This is a genomic window from Kitasatospora sp. HUAS MG31 (assembly GCF_040571325.1).
GTDB classification, from domain to species: Bacteria; Actinomycetota; Actinomycetes; order Streptomycetales; family Streptomycetaceae; genus Kitasatospora; species Kitasatospora camelliae.
In genome coordinates, this window is record NZ_CP159872.1 from 3,398,769 (window position 1) to 3,414,281 (window position 15,513).

At 72.7% G+C, this 15,513-nt stretch carries 15 protein-coding genes; 5 read left to right on the forward strand and 10 right to left on the reverse strand.

The genetic code is table 11. From position 1 onward, the window contains the following. Positions 1 to 133 precede the first annotated feature (133 nt). Positions 134 to 1,108: a UDP-glucose 4-epimerase GalE gene (galE, locus tag ABWK59_RS15225; RefSeq protein WP_354641116.1), complete on the forward strand. Its 975-nt coding sequence runs from the start codon at positions 134 to 136 to the stop codon at positions 1,106 to 1,108. Between the two features lie 96 nt (positions 1,109 to 1,204). Here the strand turns inward: galE and ABWK59_RS15230 are convergent, their stop codons facing one another. Beyond that, positions 1,205 to 3,529, reverse strand: a complete 2,325-nt coding sequence (locus tag ABWK59_RS15230; protein ID WP_354641117.1) for a PQQ-binding-like beta-propeller repeat protein — start codon at positions 3,527 to 3,529, stop codon at positions 1,205 to 1,207. A 540-nt stretch (positions 3,530 to 4,069) separates the two neighbouring features. On the opposite strand from ABWK59_RS15230, the gene ABWK59_RS15235 reads away from it, so the two are divergent. Beyond that, positions 4,070 to 4,711, forward strand: a complete 642-nt coding sequence (locus ABWK59_RS15235; RefSeq protein WP_354641118.1) for a TetR family transcriptional regulator — start codon at positions 4,070 to 4,072, stop codon at positions 4,709 to 4,711. Between the two features lie 189 nt (positions 4,712 to 4,900). Here the strand turns inward: ABWK59_RS15235 and ABWK59_RS15240 are convergent, their stop codons facing one another. The 6 genes from ABWK59_RS15240 to ABWK59_RS15265 form a co-directional block, all read right to left on the reverse strand. Continuing rightward, the gene (locus ABWK59_RS15240) at positions 4,901 to 5,845 is read right to left on the reverse strand and encodes a beta-ketoacyl-ACP synthase III (protein ID WP_354641119.1); all 945 of its coding nucleotides are present in this window, start codon (positions 5,843 to 5,845) and stop codon (positions 4,901 to 4,903) included. A 117-nt stretch (positions 5,846 to 5,962) separates the two neighbouring features. Next, complete coding sequence (locus ABWK59_RS15245) at positions 5,963 to 6,877, reverse strand: L,D-transpeptidase family protein (RefSeq protein WP_354641120.1); 915 nt, start codon at positions 6,875 to 6,877, stop codon at positions 5,963 to 5,965. 163 nt (positions 6,878 to 7,040) lie between these two features. Beyond that, a complete protein-coding gene (gene mqnE / locus ABWK59_RS15250) occupies positions 7,041 to 8,204 on the reverse strand; it encodes an aminofutalosine synthase MqnE (protein ID WP_354641121.1) in 1,164 nt (387 codons plus the stop codon). A 108-nt stretch (positions 8,205 to 8,312) separates the two neighbouring features. Next, complete coding sequence (locus tag ABWK59_RS15255; protein ID WP_354641122.1) at positions 8,313 to 9,272, reverse strand: threonine ammonia-lyase; 960 nt, start codon at positions 9,270 to 9,272, stop codon at positions 8,313 to 8,315. Positions 9,273 to 9,277: 5 nt separating this feature from the next. Then, positions 9,278 to 9,739 carry an Lrp/AsnC family transcriptional regulator gene (locus tag ABWK59_RS15260; protein ID WP_354641123.1) on the reverse strand — a complete coding sequence of 154 codons (462 nt, stop codon included), beginning with the start codon at positions 9,737 to 9,739 and terminating at the stop codon, positions 9,278 to 9,280. 120 nt (positions 9,740 to 9,859) lie between these two features. Further along, positions 9,860 to 10,516, reverse strand: coding sequence for a UbiX family flavin prenyltransferase (locus tag ABWK59_RS15265; RefSeq protein WP_354641124.1), 657 nt, complete (start codon positions 10,514 to 10,516; stop codon positions 9,860 to 9,862). A gap of 70 nt (positions 10,517 to 10,586) precedes the next feature. Here ABWK59_RS15265 and ABWK59_RS15270 point away from each other — a divergent pair, with 70 nt between their 5' ends. Both ABWK59_RS15270 and ABWK59_RS15275 read left to right on the forward strand, forming a co-directional pair. Then, entirely contained in the window at positions 10,587 to 11,324 is a 738-nt protein-coding gene (locus ABWK59_RS15270) for a cyclase family protein (RefSeq protein WP_354641125.1), read from the forward strand. A gap of 77 nt (positions 11,325 to 11,401) precedes the next feature. Further along, positions 11,402 to 12,106, forward strand: coding sequence for an MOSC domain-containing protein (locus ABWK59_RS15275; RefSeq protein WP_354641126.1), 705 nt, complete (start codon positions 11,402 to 11,404; stop codon positions 12,104 to 12,106). Here ABWK59_RS15275 and ABWK59_RS15280 read toward each other — a convergent pair. From ABWK59_RS15280 to ABWK59_RS15290, 3 genes are all read right to left on the reverse strand, one after another. Then, positions 12,095 to 12,475, reverse strand: coding sequence for a VOC family protein (locus ABWK59_RS15280; RefSeq protein ID WP_354644961.1), 381 nt, complete (start codon positions 12,473 to 12,475; stop codon positions 12,095 to 12,097). The genes ABWK59_RS15275 and ABWK59_RS15280 overlap by 12 nt on opposite strands. A 142-nt stretch (positions 12,476 to 12,617) precedes the next feature. Continuing rightward, complete coding sequence (mqnP, locus tag ABWK59_RS15285) at positions 12,618 to 13,517, reverse strand: menaquinone biosynthesis prenyltransferase MqnP (protein ID WP_354641127.1); 900 nt, start codon at positions 13,515 to 13,517, stop codon at positions 12,618 to 12,620. Next, positions 13,514 to 14,971: a menaquinone biosynthesis decarboxylase gene (locus ABWK59_RS15290; protein WP_354641128.1), complete on the reverse strand. Its 1,458-nt coding sequence runs from the start codon at positions 14,969 to 14,971 to the stop codon at positions 13,514 to 13,516. The genes mqnP and ABWK59_RS15290 overlap by 4 nt, the downstream gene beginning before the upstream one ends. 95 nt (positions 14,972 to 15,066) lie before the next feature. On the opposite strand from ABWK59_RS15290, the gene ABWK59_RS15295 reads away from it, so the two are divergent. Then, positions 15,067 to 15,480: a PLD nuclease N-terminal domain-containing protein gene (locus ABWK59_RS15295; RefSeq protein WP_354641129.1), complete on the forward strand. Its 414-nt coding sequence runs from the start codon at positions 15,067 to 15,069 to the stop codon at positions 15,478 to 15,480. The last annotated feature ends 33 nt before the right edge of the window (positions 15,481 to 15,513 follow it).

Here is a 15,513-nt window from a genome sequence, read left to right on the forward strand (position 1 = left end):
TCGCCGTTCCTTCGCCGTTCCTTCGCCGGAGCGGCAGGCGAGCTTTGTCAGCCTTTCACCTTTATGTCCGGGTCGGTGTGAGGACGCGCCCGGGAAAAACCGGGCCCCACCGCCACGGACTAGGATCGGCCGCATGACTTGGTTGATCACCGGCGGCGCCGGGTACATCGGCGGACATGTCGTGCAGCAGCTCGTCGAGGCCGGCGAGCGGGTCGTCGTCCTGGACGACCTGAGCAGCGGTTCCCCGGACCGCCTGCCCGCGGGCGTCCCCCTGGTGGTCGGCTCCACCCTGGACCGCGAGGCCCTGGACCGGACGATCCGCGAGCACGCCGTCACCGGCGTCCTGCACATCGCCGCCAAGAAGCAGGTCGGCGAGTCGGTGGCCGAGCCGCTGACGTACTACCTGGAGAACGTCGAGGGCCTGCGCACCGTGCTGGCCGCCGCGGTCGCCGGCGGGGTGTCCCGGGTGCTGCTCTCCTCCTCCGCCGCGGTCTACGGCATGCCGGACGTCGACCTGGTCACCGAGGACACCCCCTGCGCGCCGATCAACCCGTACGGCGAGACCAAGCTCGTCGACGAGTGGCTGCTGCGCGCCGCCGCCCACGCGCACGGGCTGTCCACCGTCTCGCTGCGGTACTTCAACGTGGCCGGCGCCGCCTCGCCCGAGCTGTCGGACGAGGGCGTCACCAACCTGGTGCCGATGGTCTTCGAGCGGCTGACGGCCGGTCAGGCCCCGCGCGTCTTCGGCGCCGACTACCCGACCCCGGACGGCACCTGCATCCGCGACTTCATCCACGTCGCGGACATCGCCTCGGCGCACGTCGCCGCCGTGCTGCGGCTCAACGCGGCGAGCGAGCAGGTCAACCTGACCCTCAACATCGGCCGCGGCGAGGGCGTCTCCGTCCGCGAGATGATCGACGTCATCGCGAAGGTCACCGGCCGGGACATCACCCCCGAGGTCACCCCGCGCCGCCCGGGCGACCCGGCCCGGGTGGTCGCGTCCGCGGAGCTGATCCACAAGGAGCTGGACTGGGAGGCCCGGTACGGCGTCGAGGAGATGGTCGCCTCCGCGTGGGCGGGCTGGCTGCACCGCCACCCCGAGGCCTGACGGGCACCGCGGACCACGGACAGGGGCGCGTGGGCACCTCCCGCCGAGGCGGGGAGGCGCCCCACGCGCCCCTCGTGGTCTCTCCCGCCTCGGCGGTTACGGCACCGCCGTGCCGTAGTGCGAGTCGAGGGCGTAGACGCAGCGGTCCTTGGAGCCGACGAACACCCGCCCGCCGACCGCCACCGGGGAGCCGGTGAGCTCGCCCTTGGTGCCGAGCTCCCAGCGCAGCCGTCCGGTGGCCAGCTCCACGGTGTGCAGCGAGTGGTCCCGGCTGCCGACGTGCACCAGGCCGTCCGCGACCGCCGGGGAGCCGACGATCTCGCCGCGGGTGGCGTACCGCCACCGCTCGCGCCCGGTCCCCGCGTCGAAGGCGAACAGGGTGTCACCGGAGCCCAGCAGCACCGCGCCGTCGGCCACCACCACCGGCTCGGCGCCCTGCCGGGCGGCGGTGCGGCCGCGCCAGCGGTCCCGGCCGGTGGCCGCGTCCAGCGCGTAGAGGGTGCCGAGGTAGTCGGCGACGTACACCGCGCCGGCGGCGACGGCGGGCGGGGTGAAGAGCACCACCGGCGCCTCGAACCGCCAGCGCTCGGCGCCGGTGGCGGCGTCCAGGGCGTAGACCCGGGGGCCGGCCGTCACGTACAGCACGCCGCCGCGCTCCACCGGGCGGGACGGGACGTCCTCGCCGACCGGGACGGACCAGCGCAGGCCGGCACCGCGCGGGTCCACGCAGCGCAGCCGCCCGCCGCCGTAGTAGTACGCGGCGCCGCCGAGCAGGGCGGGCCCGGACTGCGGGTTCTCGTAGTCGGTCTGGGCGTCGTCCGCGCGCCACAGCTCGGCGCCGCTGGCGGCGCTCCTCAGCTGCACCCCGCCGCCCCTGATGCCGCAGCAGAGCACCCCGTCCGCGGCGTCCAGCGAGTAGATCCAGCCGTCCAGCGAGTTGCGCCAGCGCTCGGTGCCGTCGGCGACGTCCACCGTGTACAGGTGCGGGCCGTCGGCGGCGTGCACCCGGCCGGAGTCCACGGCGAGCGCCCAGGCCACGTCGTGGGTCTTGTAGCGGCGCTGGCCGGAGGCGATGTCGAGGGCGTGCACCTCGAAGCTGGAGACGAACAGCGTGCCGTCGGCGACCACCGGGGTGCCCCAGACGTCGTTGGACATCCGGAACCGCCACGGCCGCCAGCGGACCTGCGGCGCCGCCTGCGGCACGCTGGTGCGGCGTACCCAGTCGGTGCCGGGCGCGGCGCCCGCCGCCCCGGTCTGGTCGGCCCGCGGGCCCGGTCCTATCGGCACGGCGGCACCGGGTAGCCGCACCGCGCCGCCCTGCGGGGTGCCCGGCACCCGGCGCGGGGCCATCTTCTCGGTGGCCACCTCCGCCCCGGGCCGGCCCGGACCGCCGGGGTGGCCGTGCCCGAGCGGCTGGGCCTGTGAGACCGGGGCCTGGGAGACCGGCTGGGCCTGCTGCGCCACCGGCGCCGGACGGGACGGCGGTACGGGCTGCGCCGGGCCGGCCGGGCGCCCCTGCGGGGCGGGGCGGCGGCCGCGCTTGCGCTGCTCGATCAGGTCGAGCGCGGCGGGCGGCAGCCAGTCCCCCGCGTCACCGGAGGCGTCGTCCCGGGAGAACAGGTGCGGGGCCAGCTCGGCCTGGATCTGAGCCGGCGTCGGCCGGTGCTCGGCGGCCTGCCGCATGCAGGCCCGCACCAGCTCCGCCAGCTCCACCGGCAGCCCGGAGAGGTCCGGCTGGTCGCGCAGCAGCTGGAACACCGTCTCCACCGGGTTCGCACCGCGGTACGGCGCGTGGCCGGTGGCGCAGAACACGATCAGCGAGCCCAGCGAGAAGATGTCGCTGGCGCCGGTGACGCTGCGGCTGTCCCGGGCCTGCTCGGGCGACATGTAGGCCGGGGTGCCGACGGCCACGTTGGTCATGGTGAGCCGGGTGCTGGAGACGCCGGCGGCGATGCCGAAGTCGATCACCCGCGGGCCGTCCTCGACCACCAGGACGTTGGACGGCTTGAGGTCGCGGTGCACCAGCCCGGCGGCGTGGATCGACTGCAGCGCCTCGGCGATGCCGGCGATCAGCCAGCGGACCGCGTCCACCGGCAGCGGCCCGCACTGGTTGACCAGGTCCTCCAGCGAGGGCGCCGGCACGTACGCGGTGGCCAGCCACGGCACGGCGGCGTCCGCGTCCGCGTCCACCACGGCGGCGGTGTAGAAGCCGCCGACCGTCTTCGCGGCGGCGATCTCGCGGGCGAACCGAACCCGGAAGAGATCGTCCTCGGCGAGCTCGGTGCGCACGGTCTTGATGGCCACCCGGCGGCCGGAGGCCGACCGTGCCAGGTAGACCAGACCCATCCCGCCCGCGCCGAGCCGGCCCAGCACCTCGAAGGGCCCGATCCGCCTCGGATCGTGCGCCGTCAGCTGGTCCACTCCGTTGCCACCTCCCCGAAAGGCCACCACCCGTCGGGGGCGCCTCCCTGATTCTCCAATGCCCACCGCCCGGGATCCAATCTCCCCCGCCCGTGACACGCAGCGCACCGCCGATCCCCGCGCGCCGGGGCGCCGGGCAGAACGGGCAAGCCGGACTCGGCGCCCCATAGGGGACACCCGGCGAGGCCGTAGCCGTACCCGGCGGGGCCCGGCGGGACACGGGTCGGACCCGAGTGGGACACGGGTCGGACGCAGGAGGGACTCGGAAGGGACTCGGATGGGGCTCGGGTGGGGACTCCGGTGGGACTCCGATGGGACTCCGATGGGACTCCGATGGGAACTGACGGCCCGACGGTGATCACCCAGGGTCATCCGAAGATCCCTCAGCCGACCGTTCGTCACGCTGTGGGTGCATCAGTGCACGGGGGGGCATCAAACTGCCCGATGGACCGTGTTGAATATCCGTCCGAGCACCCCCCGGGCGGCCTAATAGTCGCATCACCGAATCGCGCCAAGATCTTGCCACGGTAAGCTGACGGCATGACAGGACAAGTTCGCACCGTCGACGGTCGCGTCGCCGGGCGACGCGGACAGGAGACGCGGCAGAAGCTGCTCGACTGCCTCCGCGAGATGCTCAGCACGTCGCCGTACCGGGACGTCAAGGTCATCGACGTCGCCCGTATGGCGGGTACCTCCCCCGCGACCTTCTACCAGTACTTCCCGGATGTCGAGGGCGCCGTCCTTGAGATCGCAGAGGAAATGGCCGAGGACAGCGTCGGGCTCAAAGAGCTCGTCGAAGGAAAGTCCTGGGCGGGAAAGACCGGCTACTCGACTTCGGAAGAAGTCGTCGACGGATTCCTCGCCTTCTGGCGCAAGAACGATGCCATTCTTCGAGTGGTCACTCTGGGTGCAGCCGAAGGGGACAAGCGGTTCTTCAAGATCCGCATGAAGGTCCTCAACTCGGTGGCCGGACCGCTCACGGAGGCCGTCAAGGCGAACCAGGGCAAGACCGACAAGACCCTCGACCCGGCCGCGGTGGCCGGGGCGCTGGTGTCGCTGCTGGCCTCGTCCGCGGAGCACCAGAAGGCCTTCACCTCCTGGGGCGTCAAGGTCAAGGACCTGAAGCCCAACCTGGCCCTGCAGGTCTACCTGGGAGTCACCGGCCGCAAGCCGCCCAAGTAGCCGCGCAGCGGCGCACCACCTGTCCACCAGCGCGTTGAACGCCCCGGCCTCCTGTCCGGGGTGAGTCGGACGACGGCCGTGTCCTCGGGGGAGGTCCGCCGGCGTGCCGGGACGCGCCGAGAACGCCGCGGGGCGGCCGGAGTCGGGATGACTCCGGCCGCCCCGCGCCGTTGTGTCCGGGTCCGGCCCTCAGGGGCAGCGCACGACCTGTCCGGCGTACGCCAGGCCGCCGCCGAAGCCGAACAGCAGCACCGGGTCGCCGGAGCGCAGCTCGCCCCGCTCCACCAGCTTGCTGAGGGCGAGCGGGATGGAGGCGGCCGAGGTGTTGCCGGAGTCGACCACGTCTCGGGCGATCACCGCGTCGGCGGGGGCGCCCAGCTTGCCGGCGATGGCGTCGATGATCCGCAGGTTCGCCTGGTGGGCGACGAAGCCGCGCAGCTCGGACGGGTCCAGCCCGGCCTTGTGGCAGGTCTGCCGGGCCAGCGGGGCGATCTGGGTGGTGGCCCAGCGGAAGACGCTCTGGCCCTGCTGGGAGATGGTCGGGTCCCAGCCGGTGATGCGGACGGCGTCGCCCTTCTCCGGCTCGGAGCCCCAGACCACCGGGCCGATGCCGGCCCGCTCGTCCTCGACGGCCTCCACGACCGCCGCGCCGGCGCCGTCGCCGAAGATCACGCAGGTGGTGCGGTCGGTCCAGTCGATGGTGTCGGACATCCGCTCGGCACCGATCACCAGGGCGCGGGTGGCCGCGCCGGCCCGGATCGCGTGGTCCGCGGTGGCCAGCGCGTACGAGAAGCCGGAGCAGACGGTGTTGATGTCGTAGGCGGCCGGGGAGCGTACGCCGAGCCGGGCGGCCACGGCGGCGGCGGTGTTGGGGCTGCGCTCGATCGCGGTGCAGGTGGCCACCACCACGAGGTCGATCTCATCGGCGGTGCGGCCGCTGTTGGCCAGCGCCTTCTGGGCGGCCTCGGCGGCGAGGTCGACCAGGGTCTCCTCGACCGCGATGTGCCTGGTGCGGATGCCGACCCGGGAGAGGATCCACTCGTCGTCGGTGTCGACCAGCTTCGCCAGATCGTCGTTGGTGAGGACCTTGGGCGGCTGGTAGTGGCCGAGCGCCACGATGCGGGAGGCGGTCATACCGCAACTAAACGGGGTTACCGGTCAGTCCGACGGTGAGGCCCGGATACAGAGTCCGAGGTCGGATGCTGTAGGGGGCGCACAACGGCCCATGGGGCGCCTGGCCCGCCGCGCGGGTCAGACGGCGAGCGACTGGGCGTCTCCCATGACGATCATCGGCTTCAGGGCCGGGTCGAGCGTCCGGACCAGCTCGGCCATCTGGCCCTCGGGCAGCGAGACGCAGCCGTGGGTCGGGCCGCCGTGGTCGACGTGCAGCCAGATTCCGCCGCCCTTGGCCTTGCCCTCCGGGTAGGTGGTGTCCAGCGGGGAGCGGCCGGGGACCCGGTTGTAGTTGATCGCGACCACGTAGTCGAAGGAACCGGCCAGCGGCTCGTTGTTGAACCCGCGGCCACCGATCACGAAGTTCGCGTCCTGGTCGTACGGGAGCTTGCTGCCCGGGTCGGCCTTGCGGCCGCCGGCGTCGGTGAGCGAGAACAGGCCGATCGGGCTGCGCAGGTCGTCGAGGTGGTGGTCGGTGGTCCAGCCCTTGCGGGCGTTGTGCCCGGCCCAGGCCTGGCCGGCCTGCCAGCGGCCGTCGGCGCCCTTGGTCCAGATCGTCACACTGGTGTCCGAAGAATCCTTTCCCTTGCCGGTGGCGACCACCAGCTGCCGGGTGTCGGCGGGGATCTTCGAGGTCCAGCTCGGGCCGAGGCCCGGGATGGAGGTGAGCTCGGTGCGGTCGGAGCGGTCCGCGGCCGGCGGCTCGGTGCGGGCCTCGGCGGCCTGCATCGGGACCACCTGGTCCTCGCCCAGCGCCCGGTCCTGCGCGCCCGCGGCGGCGGTGTCGGGGAAGCTCCGCCCCGGGCCGACGGTGAACCAGCCGCTCACGGCGGCCAGCAGCATCGCCGTCCCGCTGAGCACGACCCGTCCACGGCGCTTCGGGGGTTTGCGGCGGCGCCCGCGCGAGCGGGAGGACACGGCCCCCTCGGGCTGCCGGGGCCCCGGCACGGTGGCCGAGCGGCGGCGCGAGGTGGTGCGGTGGGAACCCGACATGCGAACGATCCTTCCAAAGCCAGGGACTGATGCGGTACCCGTGGCGCGTGGTGAGCCTGTGAGCATACGCGCCCGATTCCATGAACACAGCCGCCGATCTCCGGCGGATGTGCGGAAGCCCCCGGTCCGCTTCCGGTCCGGGGGCTTCCGGCGGTTCACCGGATCAGAGCCGCATCGCCTGCGGGGTCTCGCGGCGCTGCAGGTCGGGGCCGTCGTACTCGCGGATGACCTCGTACCGGGTGTTGCGCTCGACCGGGCGGAAGCCGGCGTCGCGGATCAGGTCCAGCAGGTCGTCACGGCCGAGCTTGTTCGGCGTGCCGAAGTTGTCCGCGTCGTGGGTGATCTTGTACTCGACCACCGAGCCGTCCATGTCGTCCGCGCCGTGGCTGAGCGCCAGCTGGGCGGTGGTGACGCCGTGCATCACCCAGAACACCTTCACGTGCTGCACGTTGTCGAACAGCAGGCGGGAGACGGCGAAGGTCTTCAGCGCCTCGGCGCCGGTGGCCATCTCGGTGCGGTCCATCAGCCGGTTGCGGACCACGCCGTCCTGGGAGTCGTGGAAGTCGTGCTGGTACCGCAGAGGGATGAAGACCTGGAATCCGCCGGTCTCGTCCTGCAGCTCGCGCAGCCGCAGCACGTGGTCGACCCGGTGGCGGGGCTCCTCGATGTGGCCGTACAGCATGGTGCACGGGGTCTTGAGGCCCTTCCCGTGCGCCAGGCGGTGGATCCGCGACCAGTCCTCCCAGTGGGTCTCGTGGTCGACGATGTGCTGGCGGACCTCCCAGTCGAAGATCTCCGCGCCGCCGCCGGTCAGCGACTCCAGGCCGGCGTCGATCAGCTCGTCCAGGATCTCGTCGGCGGGCAGGCCGCTGATCTTCTCGAACCAGTGGATCTCGGTGGCGGTGAACGCCTTCAGCGAGACGTTCGGCAGGGCCTGCTTCAGCTCGCGCAGCGAACGCGGGTAGTACCGCCAGGGGAGGGTCGGGTGCAGGCCGTTGACGATGTGCAGCTCGGTGAGGGACTCCACCTCCATCGCCTTGGCCAGGCGGACGGCCTCCTCGATGCGCATGGTGTACGCGTCCTTCTCGCCCGGCTTGCGCTGGAAGGAGCAGTACGCGCAGGAGGCACTGCAGACGTTCGTCATGTTGAGGTGGCGGTTGACGTTGAAGTGGACGACGTCGCCGTTCTTCTGCGTCCGCACGTGGTGCGCGAGGCCACCCAGCCAGGCCAGGTCGTCGCTCTCGTACAGCGCGATGCCGTCCTCGCGGGTCAGCCGCTCACCGGCGTAGACCTTCGCCTCCAGCTCGCGCTTGAGCCCTGCGTCCATGCGGCGCTCCGCCTCCTCGTACCTGCCGAACTATGCCGGGCACGAGCCTACGCCTTGGGTCGGTGGGCGACCCATCAGGGGCTCAGTGGTCGGCCGGTTGGGTGGGCGTCAGGTGAGGAGGGTGGCGAGGAGGTCGGGTTCGATGTTGCCGCCGCTGACGACGGCGGCGAAGACGCGGCCGTCGAGGTCGGCGGCGCGGTGGAAGTACGCGGCGGCGGCGACCGCGCCGGATGGCTCGGCGACCAGGCGGCCGCGGCGGGCGAGCAGGGCGACGGTGGAGCGGATCTCGTCCTCGGAGACGGTGACGATGTCGTCGACGTACGCCTGGAGGTGCTCGAAGGGCAGGACGCCGACGGAGGGCGTCCGCAGGCCGTCCGCGATGGTGCGGTAGGTCTCCTCGACCGGCCAGGCGGTGCGGACGCCGGTCCGCAGGCTGGCCTGGGCGTCGGCGGCCAGCTCGGGCTCGACGCCGATCACCCGCACGCCCGGGCAGGCCAGCTTGAGCGCGGCCGCCGTACCGGAGATCAGGCCGCCGCCGGAGACCGGCACCAGGACGGTGTCCAGCTCGTCCGGGGCGTCCTCGGCGATCTCCAGGCCGACGGTGCCCTGGCCGGCGATGATGAACGGGTCGTCGTACGGCGGCACCCAGACGTAGCCGTGGCGCTCGGCCAGCTCCGCCGGGAGGGTGTCGCGGCGGCCGGGCTCGACCAGGTGGACCTCGGCGCCGAAGGCGCGGGTGTTCTCCACCTTGACCGCGGGCGAGGTGTCGGGCATCACGATGACGGCCTTGATGCCGAGCAGCTGGGCCGCGTAGGCCACCGCCTGGGCGTGGTTGCCGCTGGACTGGGCGACCACGCCGCGGGCGCGCTCCTCCTCGGTGAGCGCCGCCAGCCGGTTGTAGGCGCCACGGATCTTGAACGCCCCGGTCGGCTGCAGGCTCTCCGGCTTCAGCCAGAGCCTGCGGGTGCCCTCGGACGCCCACGGGCAGGGCATCAGCGGTGTCCGCACCGCGACGCCGCCGATGCGCTGCTGCGCGGCGCGCAGCTCCTCCAGGCCGACCAGGGTCATTCGGGTCACTCCCCCGTGTTCAACGGCAGCTCGCTCACGCGGCTCTCCCACTTGGTGGAGAGTACGACCGTGGTGCGGGTGCGGGCCACGCCTTTGGTGCCGGAGAGCCGCTTGACGACCGATTCCAGGCCCTCCACGTCCGGAACGCGGACCTTGAGCATGTACGAGTCGTCGCCCGCGATGAACCAGCAGTCCTCGACCTCGGGGAGGTCCTTGAGCCGGTGCGAGACGTCGTCGTGGTCGGCGGCGTCGGTGAGCTGAAGGCCGATCAAGGCGGTGACGCCGTACCCGAGGGCGGCCGGGTTGACGGTGGCCCGGTACCCGGTGATGACGCCGGCCTGCTCCAGGCGGTTGATCCGGTCCGTCACGCTGGGGCCGGAGAGGCCCACCAGGCGGCCCAGCTCGGCGTACGAGGCGCGGCCGTTCTCCCGCAGCGCCTGGATGAGCTGTCTGTCCACAGAGTCCATATGCCTGACCGCGTCCTTCCGAACCTCTCCAGACCCACTGATCATTATCCGGAATCAAAGGCGCTGCGCGCGGATCGACCCGGATATCGCAATGAACATACTCTCCCGGCCGGAGCGCTCTCACGCGCCCTCGGCACCGGCCCGTGCCGCCCGGCCGAGTTCGCCCTCCCAGCGGCGGTAGAGGGTGTGCGGGACGCCGACCGCGTCCAGCACCCGGCCGGCCACGAAATCGACCAGCTCGCGGACGGTGGAGCCGCCCGCGTAGAAGCCCGGGGAGGCGGGCAGGACCACCGCGCCCTGGGCGTCCAGGGCGACCAGGTGCTGCAGCGTCACCCCATTGAGGGGGGTCTCCCGGACGCAGACCACCAGCGGGCGGCGCTCCTTGAGGGTGACGCTGGCGACCCGCTGGAGGAGGTCCTTGGAGAGCCCGAGGGCGATGCCGGCCACCGCGCCGGTGGTCGCCGGGACGACCAGCATGCCCTTGGCCGGGTACGAACCGGAGGACGGTCCGGCGGCGAAGTCCCCGGCCGGCCAGTAGCGGACGTCGTCCAGGTCGTCGACACCGATCCACCGGGCCAGGTCCTCGCGCCAGTGGGCGTCCCGGAAGGAGATGCCGGTCTCGTCGAGGATGGTGAGCCGGGCGGCGCGGCTGACCACCAGGTCGACCGCCTCGCCGGCGGCGAGCAGCGCGCGGACCACCGAGGCGGCGTACGGCGTCCCCGACGCCCCGGAGACCCCGACCACCCACGGCTGACGCACCTGCTGCTGCTCGCTCATGCCCCGACCTTACGCACCGCGCCGAGGGGCGTGCGGGGGGTGGCCGCGCGCCGCTGGGAAGATGGACGGCATGGCGGAGTTGGTGGATCTGACGCATCCGGTGACCACGGGGATGCCGGTGTACCCGGGGGACCCGGAGGTGGTGCTCTCGCCCGCGCTGACCTCGGCCGCGGACGGGGTCAACGTGCTGGCGCTGCACCTGGGTTCGCAGGCGGGGACGCACGTGGACGCGCCGTACCACGTGGACGTCACCCGGCCGACCGTGGACGGGCTGCCGCTGGAGCTGTTCACCGGCCCGGCGGTGGTGGCGGACCTGCGGGGGCTGGCGCCGCGGGCGGCGGTGACGGCGGACCTGCTCGCGGAGGCGCTCGGGCGGTGCGGCCCGGGGACGGTGCTGCTGCTGGCCACCGGCTGGCCGCGGTACTGGGGGACCGACCACTACTTCGCCCACCCGTACCTGACGCCGGAGGCGGCCGCGGCGATCGTGGCGGCCGGGGTGCGGACGGTCGGGGTGGACGCGCTGTCGATCGACCCGACGCCGGATCCGGGCCCGTCCGACCCCGGGGTGGCGGCGCTGCTGGCGGAGCTGGCGGACGAGCACGACCCGGAGCCGGAGCCGCCGACACTGGCCGCGCACCGGGTGCTGCTCGGCCCGGAGGGCGGCGCGGTGCTCGCCGAGAACCTGACCGACCTCGGCGCGCTGCTGGCCGCGCAGGCCGAGGGCCGGGCGGTGGAGGTGTCGCTGTTCCCGCTCCGGCTGACCGCGGCGGACGGTGCGCCGATCCGGGCGGTGGCCCGGCTGGGCTGACCCGCCGCACCGGCCCGACCCGGGCACGACCCAAGAAAGGTCTAGACCACTACTCGGGCCCTCGCTAGGCTTCCGCCATGGCGAAGAGCATCGGAGTCGTCGAGCGGCTCTGGCGGTACCCGGTGAAGTCCACCGGCGGCGAGACGCTCGACTCGATCGAGGTGGACGGGCGCGGCCTGACCGGGGACCGGCTGTACGCGGTCCGGGACGGCGACGGCAAGCTCGGCTCGGGCAAGAACACCCGGCGGTTCCGCCGGATGGACGGCCTGCTCCGGCTCGGCTCACGGCTCGGCCGCCGGCTGGACTCCCCCGAGCTGCTCGACCCGCTGGGCTCGCCGGTGGCCAACCCCGACGCCTTCCTCACCGCCTACCTGGAGCGCCCGGTGGAGCTGGCCCGCGAGGACGCCGTTTCACACTTCGACCAGCTCCCGGTCAGCGTGCTCACCACCGCCACCCTGGACTGGGTCCGCCGGACCGTCGCCACCGCCGTGGTGGACGAGCGGCGGTTCCGCCCCAACATCCTGCTGCGCACCCCGCCCGGGACGCCGCCGTTCACCGAGGACGGCTGGTTCGGCCACGAGGGCGTGGTCGGCGGGGTGCGGCTGGCGTTCGTCCGCTCCAGCGAGCGCTGCGCGATGACCGGCACCGCGCAGCCCGGCCTGCCGTACGCGCCGGAGATCCTCCGGGCCCTCGCCGTCCACCACGACCTGCGGCTGGACGCGCTCGCCATCGTTCAGCGGCCGGGGCGGATGCGGGTGGGCGACCGGCTGTCACTCCGCTGAGTGGGCCCTGACCAGGCAGAACGGGTGACCGGCCGGGTCGAGGTAGACCCGCCAGCCGCTCTCCCGGTCCTTCAGCTCGGCGCCCAGCGCCAGCACCTTCGCCTCGGCCGCGTCCAGGTCCGCCACCTCCACGTCGAGGTGGAACTGCTGCGGGTGCGCCGGGTCGGGCCACATCGGCGGGTGGTAGTCCTCCACCCGCTGGAAGGCGAGCACCATGCCGCCCGGCACATGGACGGTCGCCCACTCCTCGTCCAGCGACCAGCGCGGGTCGGGCCGGTCCACCGCACCGCCCAGCAGCTCGGCGTAGAAGTGCGCCAGCCCCGCCGGGTAGTGGCAGTCCAGCACCACGCACTGCAGCCTGCCGATCATCACGAACCACTCCTCACAGACGACGACCGGTCCAGGATCCCCCGGCGGGCGGCCCGGGGGCGGGCGGCGGCACCGGAGGTCCCCCACGCGCACGGACCGCCGGCCGGGGGATCCGGTCGACGGTCCGCCATGTGGGGCGCGGTCAGATGCCGAGGCCCCGGATGACCAGGTCGGCGAGGGCGAAGACGAACAGCGAGATGCCGACGAAGCCGTTGGTGGTGAAGAAGGCCCGGTTGAGCCGGGAGAGGTCGCCGGACTTGACGATGGTGTGCTCGTAGAGGAAGGCGCAGGCCACCACGGCCAGGCCCAGCCAGAACGCCGGGCCGGCGTCGGTGAGGTAGGCGTACCAGACCAGCAGCGCGGTGGTGACGGCGTGGCAGGCGCGGGCGCCGTGCAGCGCGGCGGCCACCCCCCAGCGGGCGGGCACCGACCGGACGCCCTCGGCCCGGTCGGCGGCCACGTCCTGGCAGGCGAAGATCAGGTCGAAGCCGCCGATCCAGATGCCGACGGCCAGCCCGAGCACCACCGCCTCCCAGGACCAGGTGCCGGTGACCGCCAGCCAGGCGCCGATCGGGCCCATCGCCTGGGCCAGGCCCAGGATGGCGTGCGGGAAGTCGGTGAACCGCTTGCCGTACGGGTAGACCACCATCGGGACGACGGCCAGTGGCGCCAGCACCAGGCAGAGGGTGTTGAGCATCGCCGCGGAGGCCAGGAAGACCACCAGGGCGACGGCCGAGCCTGCGTACGCGGTGCGCAGCGAGACCGCGCCGGTGACCAGTTCGCGGCCGGCGGTGCGCGGGTTCCGGGCGTCGATCTCGCGGTCGATGATCCGGTTGGCGGCCATCGCGAAGGTCCGCAGGCCGACCATGCAGAGGGTGACCAGCAGCAGTTCGCCCCAGTGCACCCGGCGGTCGACCTGGAACATCGCGGTCAGGGCGGCGATGTAGGCGAACGGCAGGGCGAACACCGAGTGCTCGATCATGACGAGGCGCAGGAAGGCCCGGACCTTGCCCTGCGGGACCTCGAAGGCGGCCGCGGTCACAGGCCGTACTCCTTCCAGCGCTTGGTCACCAGGGCGGCGGTGGCCGGGTCGGAGGCGACCATCTCGGGCCAGCCGCCGTCGCGGGTGTAGCCCTCCTCGGGGAGCTTGCGGGTGGCGTCGATGCCCGCCTTGCCGCCCCAGAACTGCTGGTAGGAGGCGTGGTCCAGGTGATCGACCGGGCCCTCCACCACGCTGAGGTCGCGGCTGTAGTCCACGTTGCCCAGGGCCCGCCAGGCGACCTCCTGGTAGTCGTGCACGTCGCAGTCGGCGTCCACCACGATGATCAGCTTGGTCAGCGACATCATGTGGGCGCCCCAGATGGCGTGCATGACCTTCTGGGCGTGCTTGGGGTACTTCTTGTCGATCGAGACGATCACGCAGTTGTGGAAGCCGCCGGCCTCGGGCAGGTCGTAGTCCACGATGTCCGGGATGATCACCTTGAGCAGCGGCAGGAAGAACCGCTCGGTGAACTTGCCCAGCGGGCCGTCCTCGGTCGGCGGGCGGCCGACCACGATGGACTGCAGGATCGGGCGGCGGCGCATGGTGACGCAGTCGATGGTCAGCGCCGGGAACGGCTCCTGCGGCGTGTAGAAGCCGGTGTGGTCGCCGAACGGGCCCTCAGGGAGCATCTTCCCGGGCTCCAGCCAGCCCTCCAGCACCACCTCGGCGTCGGCCGGGACCTGCAGCGGCACGGTCTTGCAGTCGACCATCTTCACCCGCTCGCCGGCCACGAACCCGGCGAACAGGTACTCGTCGATGTCGCCGGGCAGCGGCGCGGTGGCGGCGTAGGTGACGGCGGGCGGGCAGCCGAAGGCGATGGCGACCGGCAGGCGCTCGCCGCGCTTGGCGGCCACCGCGGCGTGGTTGCGGCTGTCCTTGTGGATCTGCCAGTGCATGCCGATGGTGCGCTTGTCGTGGCGCTGCAGCCGGTACAGGCCGAGGTTGCGGATCCCGGTGTCCGGGTCCTTCGTGTGGGTCAGGCCCAGGTTGAAGAAGGAGCCGCCGTCCAGCGGCCAGGTGAACAGCGCGGGCAGCTGCTCCAGGTCCACGTCATCGCCGGTGAGCACGACCTCCTGGACGGCGGCGTCGCCGGGCTTCACCTGCTTCGGCGGCACGTGCGCCATCGAGGCGAGCTTGCCGAACGCCTCCCGGAACCCGGTGAAGCCCTGCGGCAGCTCGGGCTTGAGCAGGCCGGCGATCTTCTCCGCGATGTCGTCGGGGGACTTCAGGCCGAGGGACTTGGCGAGCCGCCGCTCGGTGCCGAACACGTTCATCGCCAGCGGCATCGAGGAGCCCTTGACGTTCTCGAACAGCAGGGCCGGGCCCTTGGCCTTCTGCACCCGGTCGACGATCTCACCGACCTCCAGGTACGGATCGACCTCGGCCTTGATCCGCTTGAGGTCGCCCTCTCGCTCCAGTGCCCGGAGAAACGAACGGAGATCGTCGTATGCCATGCCTGTCAGTATCCGACACGGACTACCCTGGGCCCGCAAAGAGGGGTCACGTTCACGCGACGGGCCCCTGACCGTCTCCGGGGGAGATCACCGCCGTGCTGAGGATTCTGCCGACGCTGCTCGTGCTCGCACTGTGGGTGTGGGCGTTCATCGACTGCCTGACCACGCCGGAGGAGGAGGTCCGCCACCTGCCGAAGGTGGTCTGGATCATCATCGTGCTGCTGTTCCCGCTGGTCGGCTCGATCGCCTGGCTGATCGCCGGCCGGGACCGCCGTTCGGCCCGCGCCCGCACCACCCCGTGGCCCTCGGGCCGGACGGACGGCCGGGCGGAGCACGAGCGGCCGCGGCAGCCCTTCGTGGCGCCCGACGACAACCCGGAGTTCCTCGCCTCGCTGAAGAAGGACGACGCGACGCACGAGGACATGCTCAAGCAGTGGGAGGCCGACCTGCGCCGCCGCGAGGAGGACCTGCGCCGCAAGGACGAGCCGGACGCCGACCCCAAGGCCTGACCCTCGCGGCTCCGCTCCGCAGCCCGTCCGGGA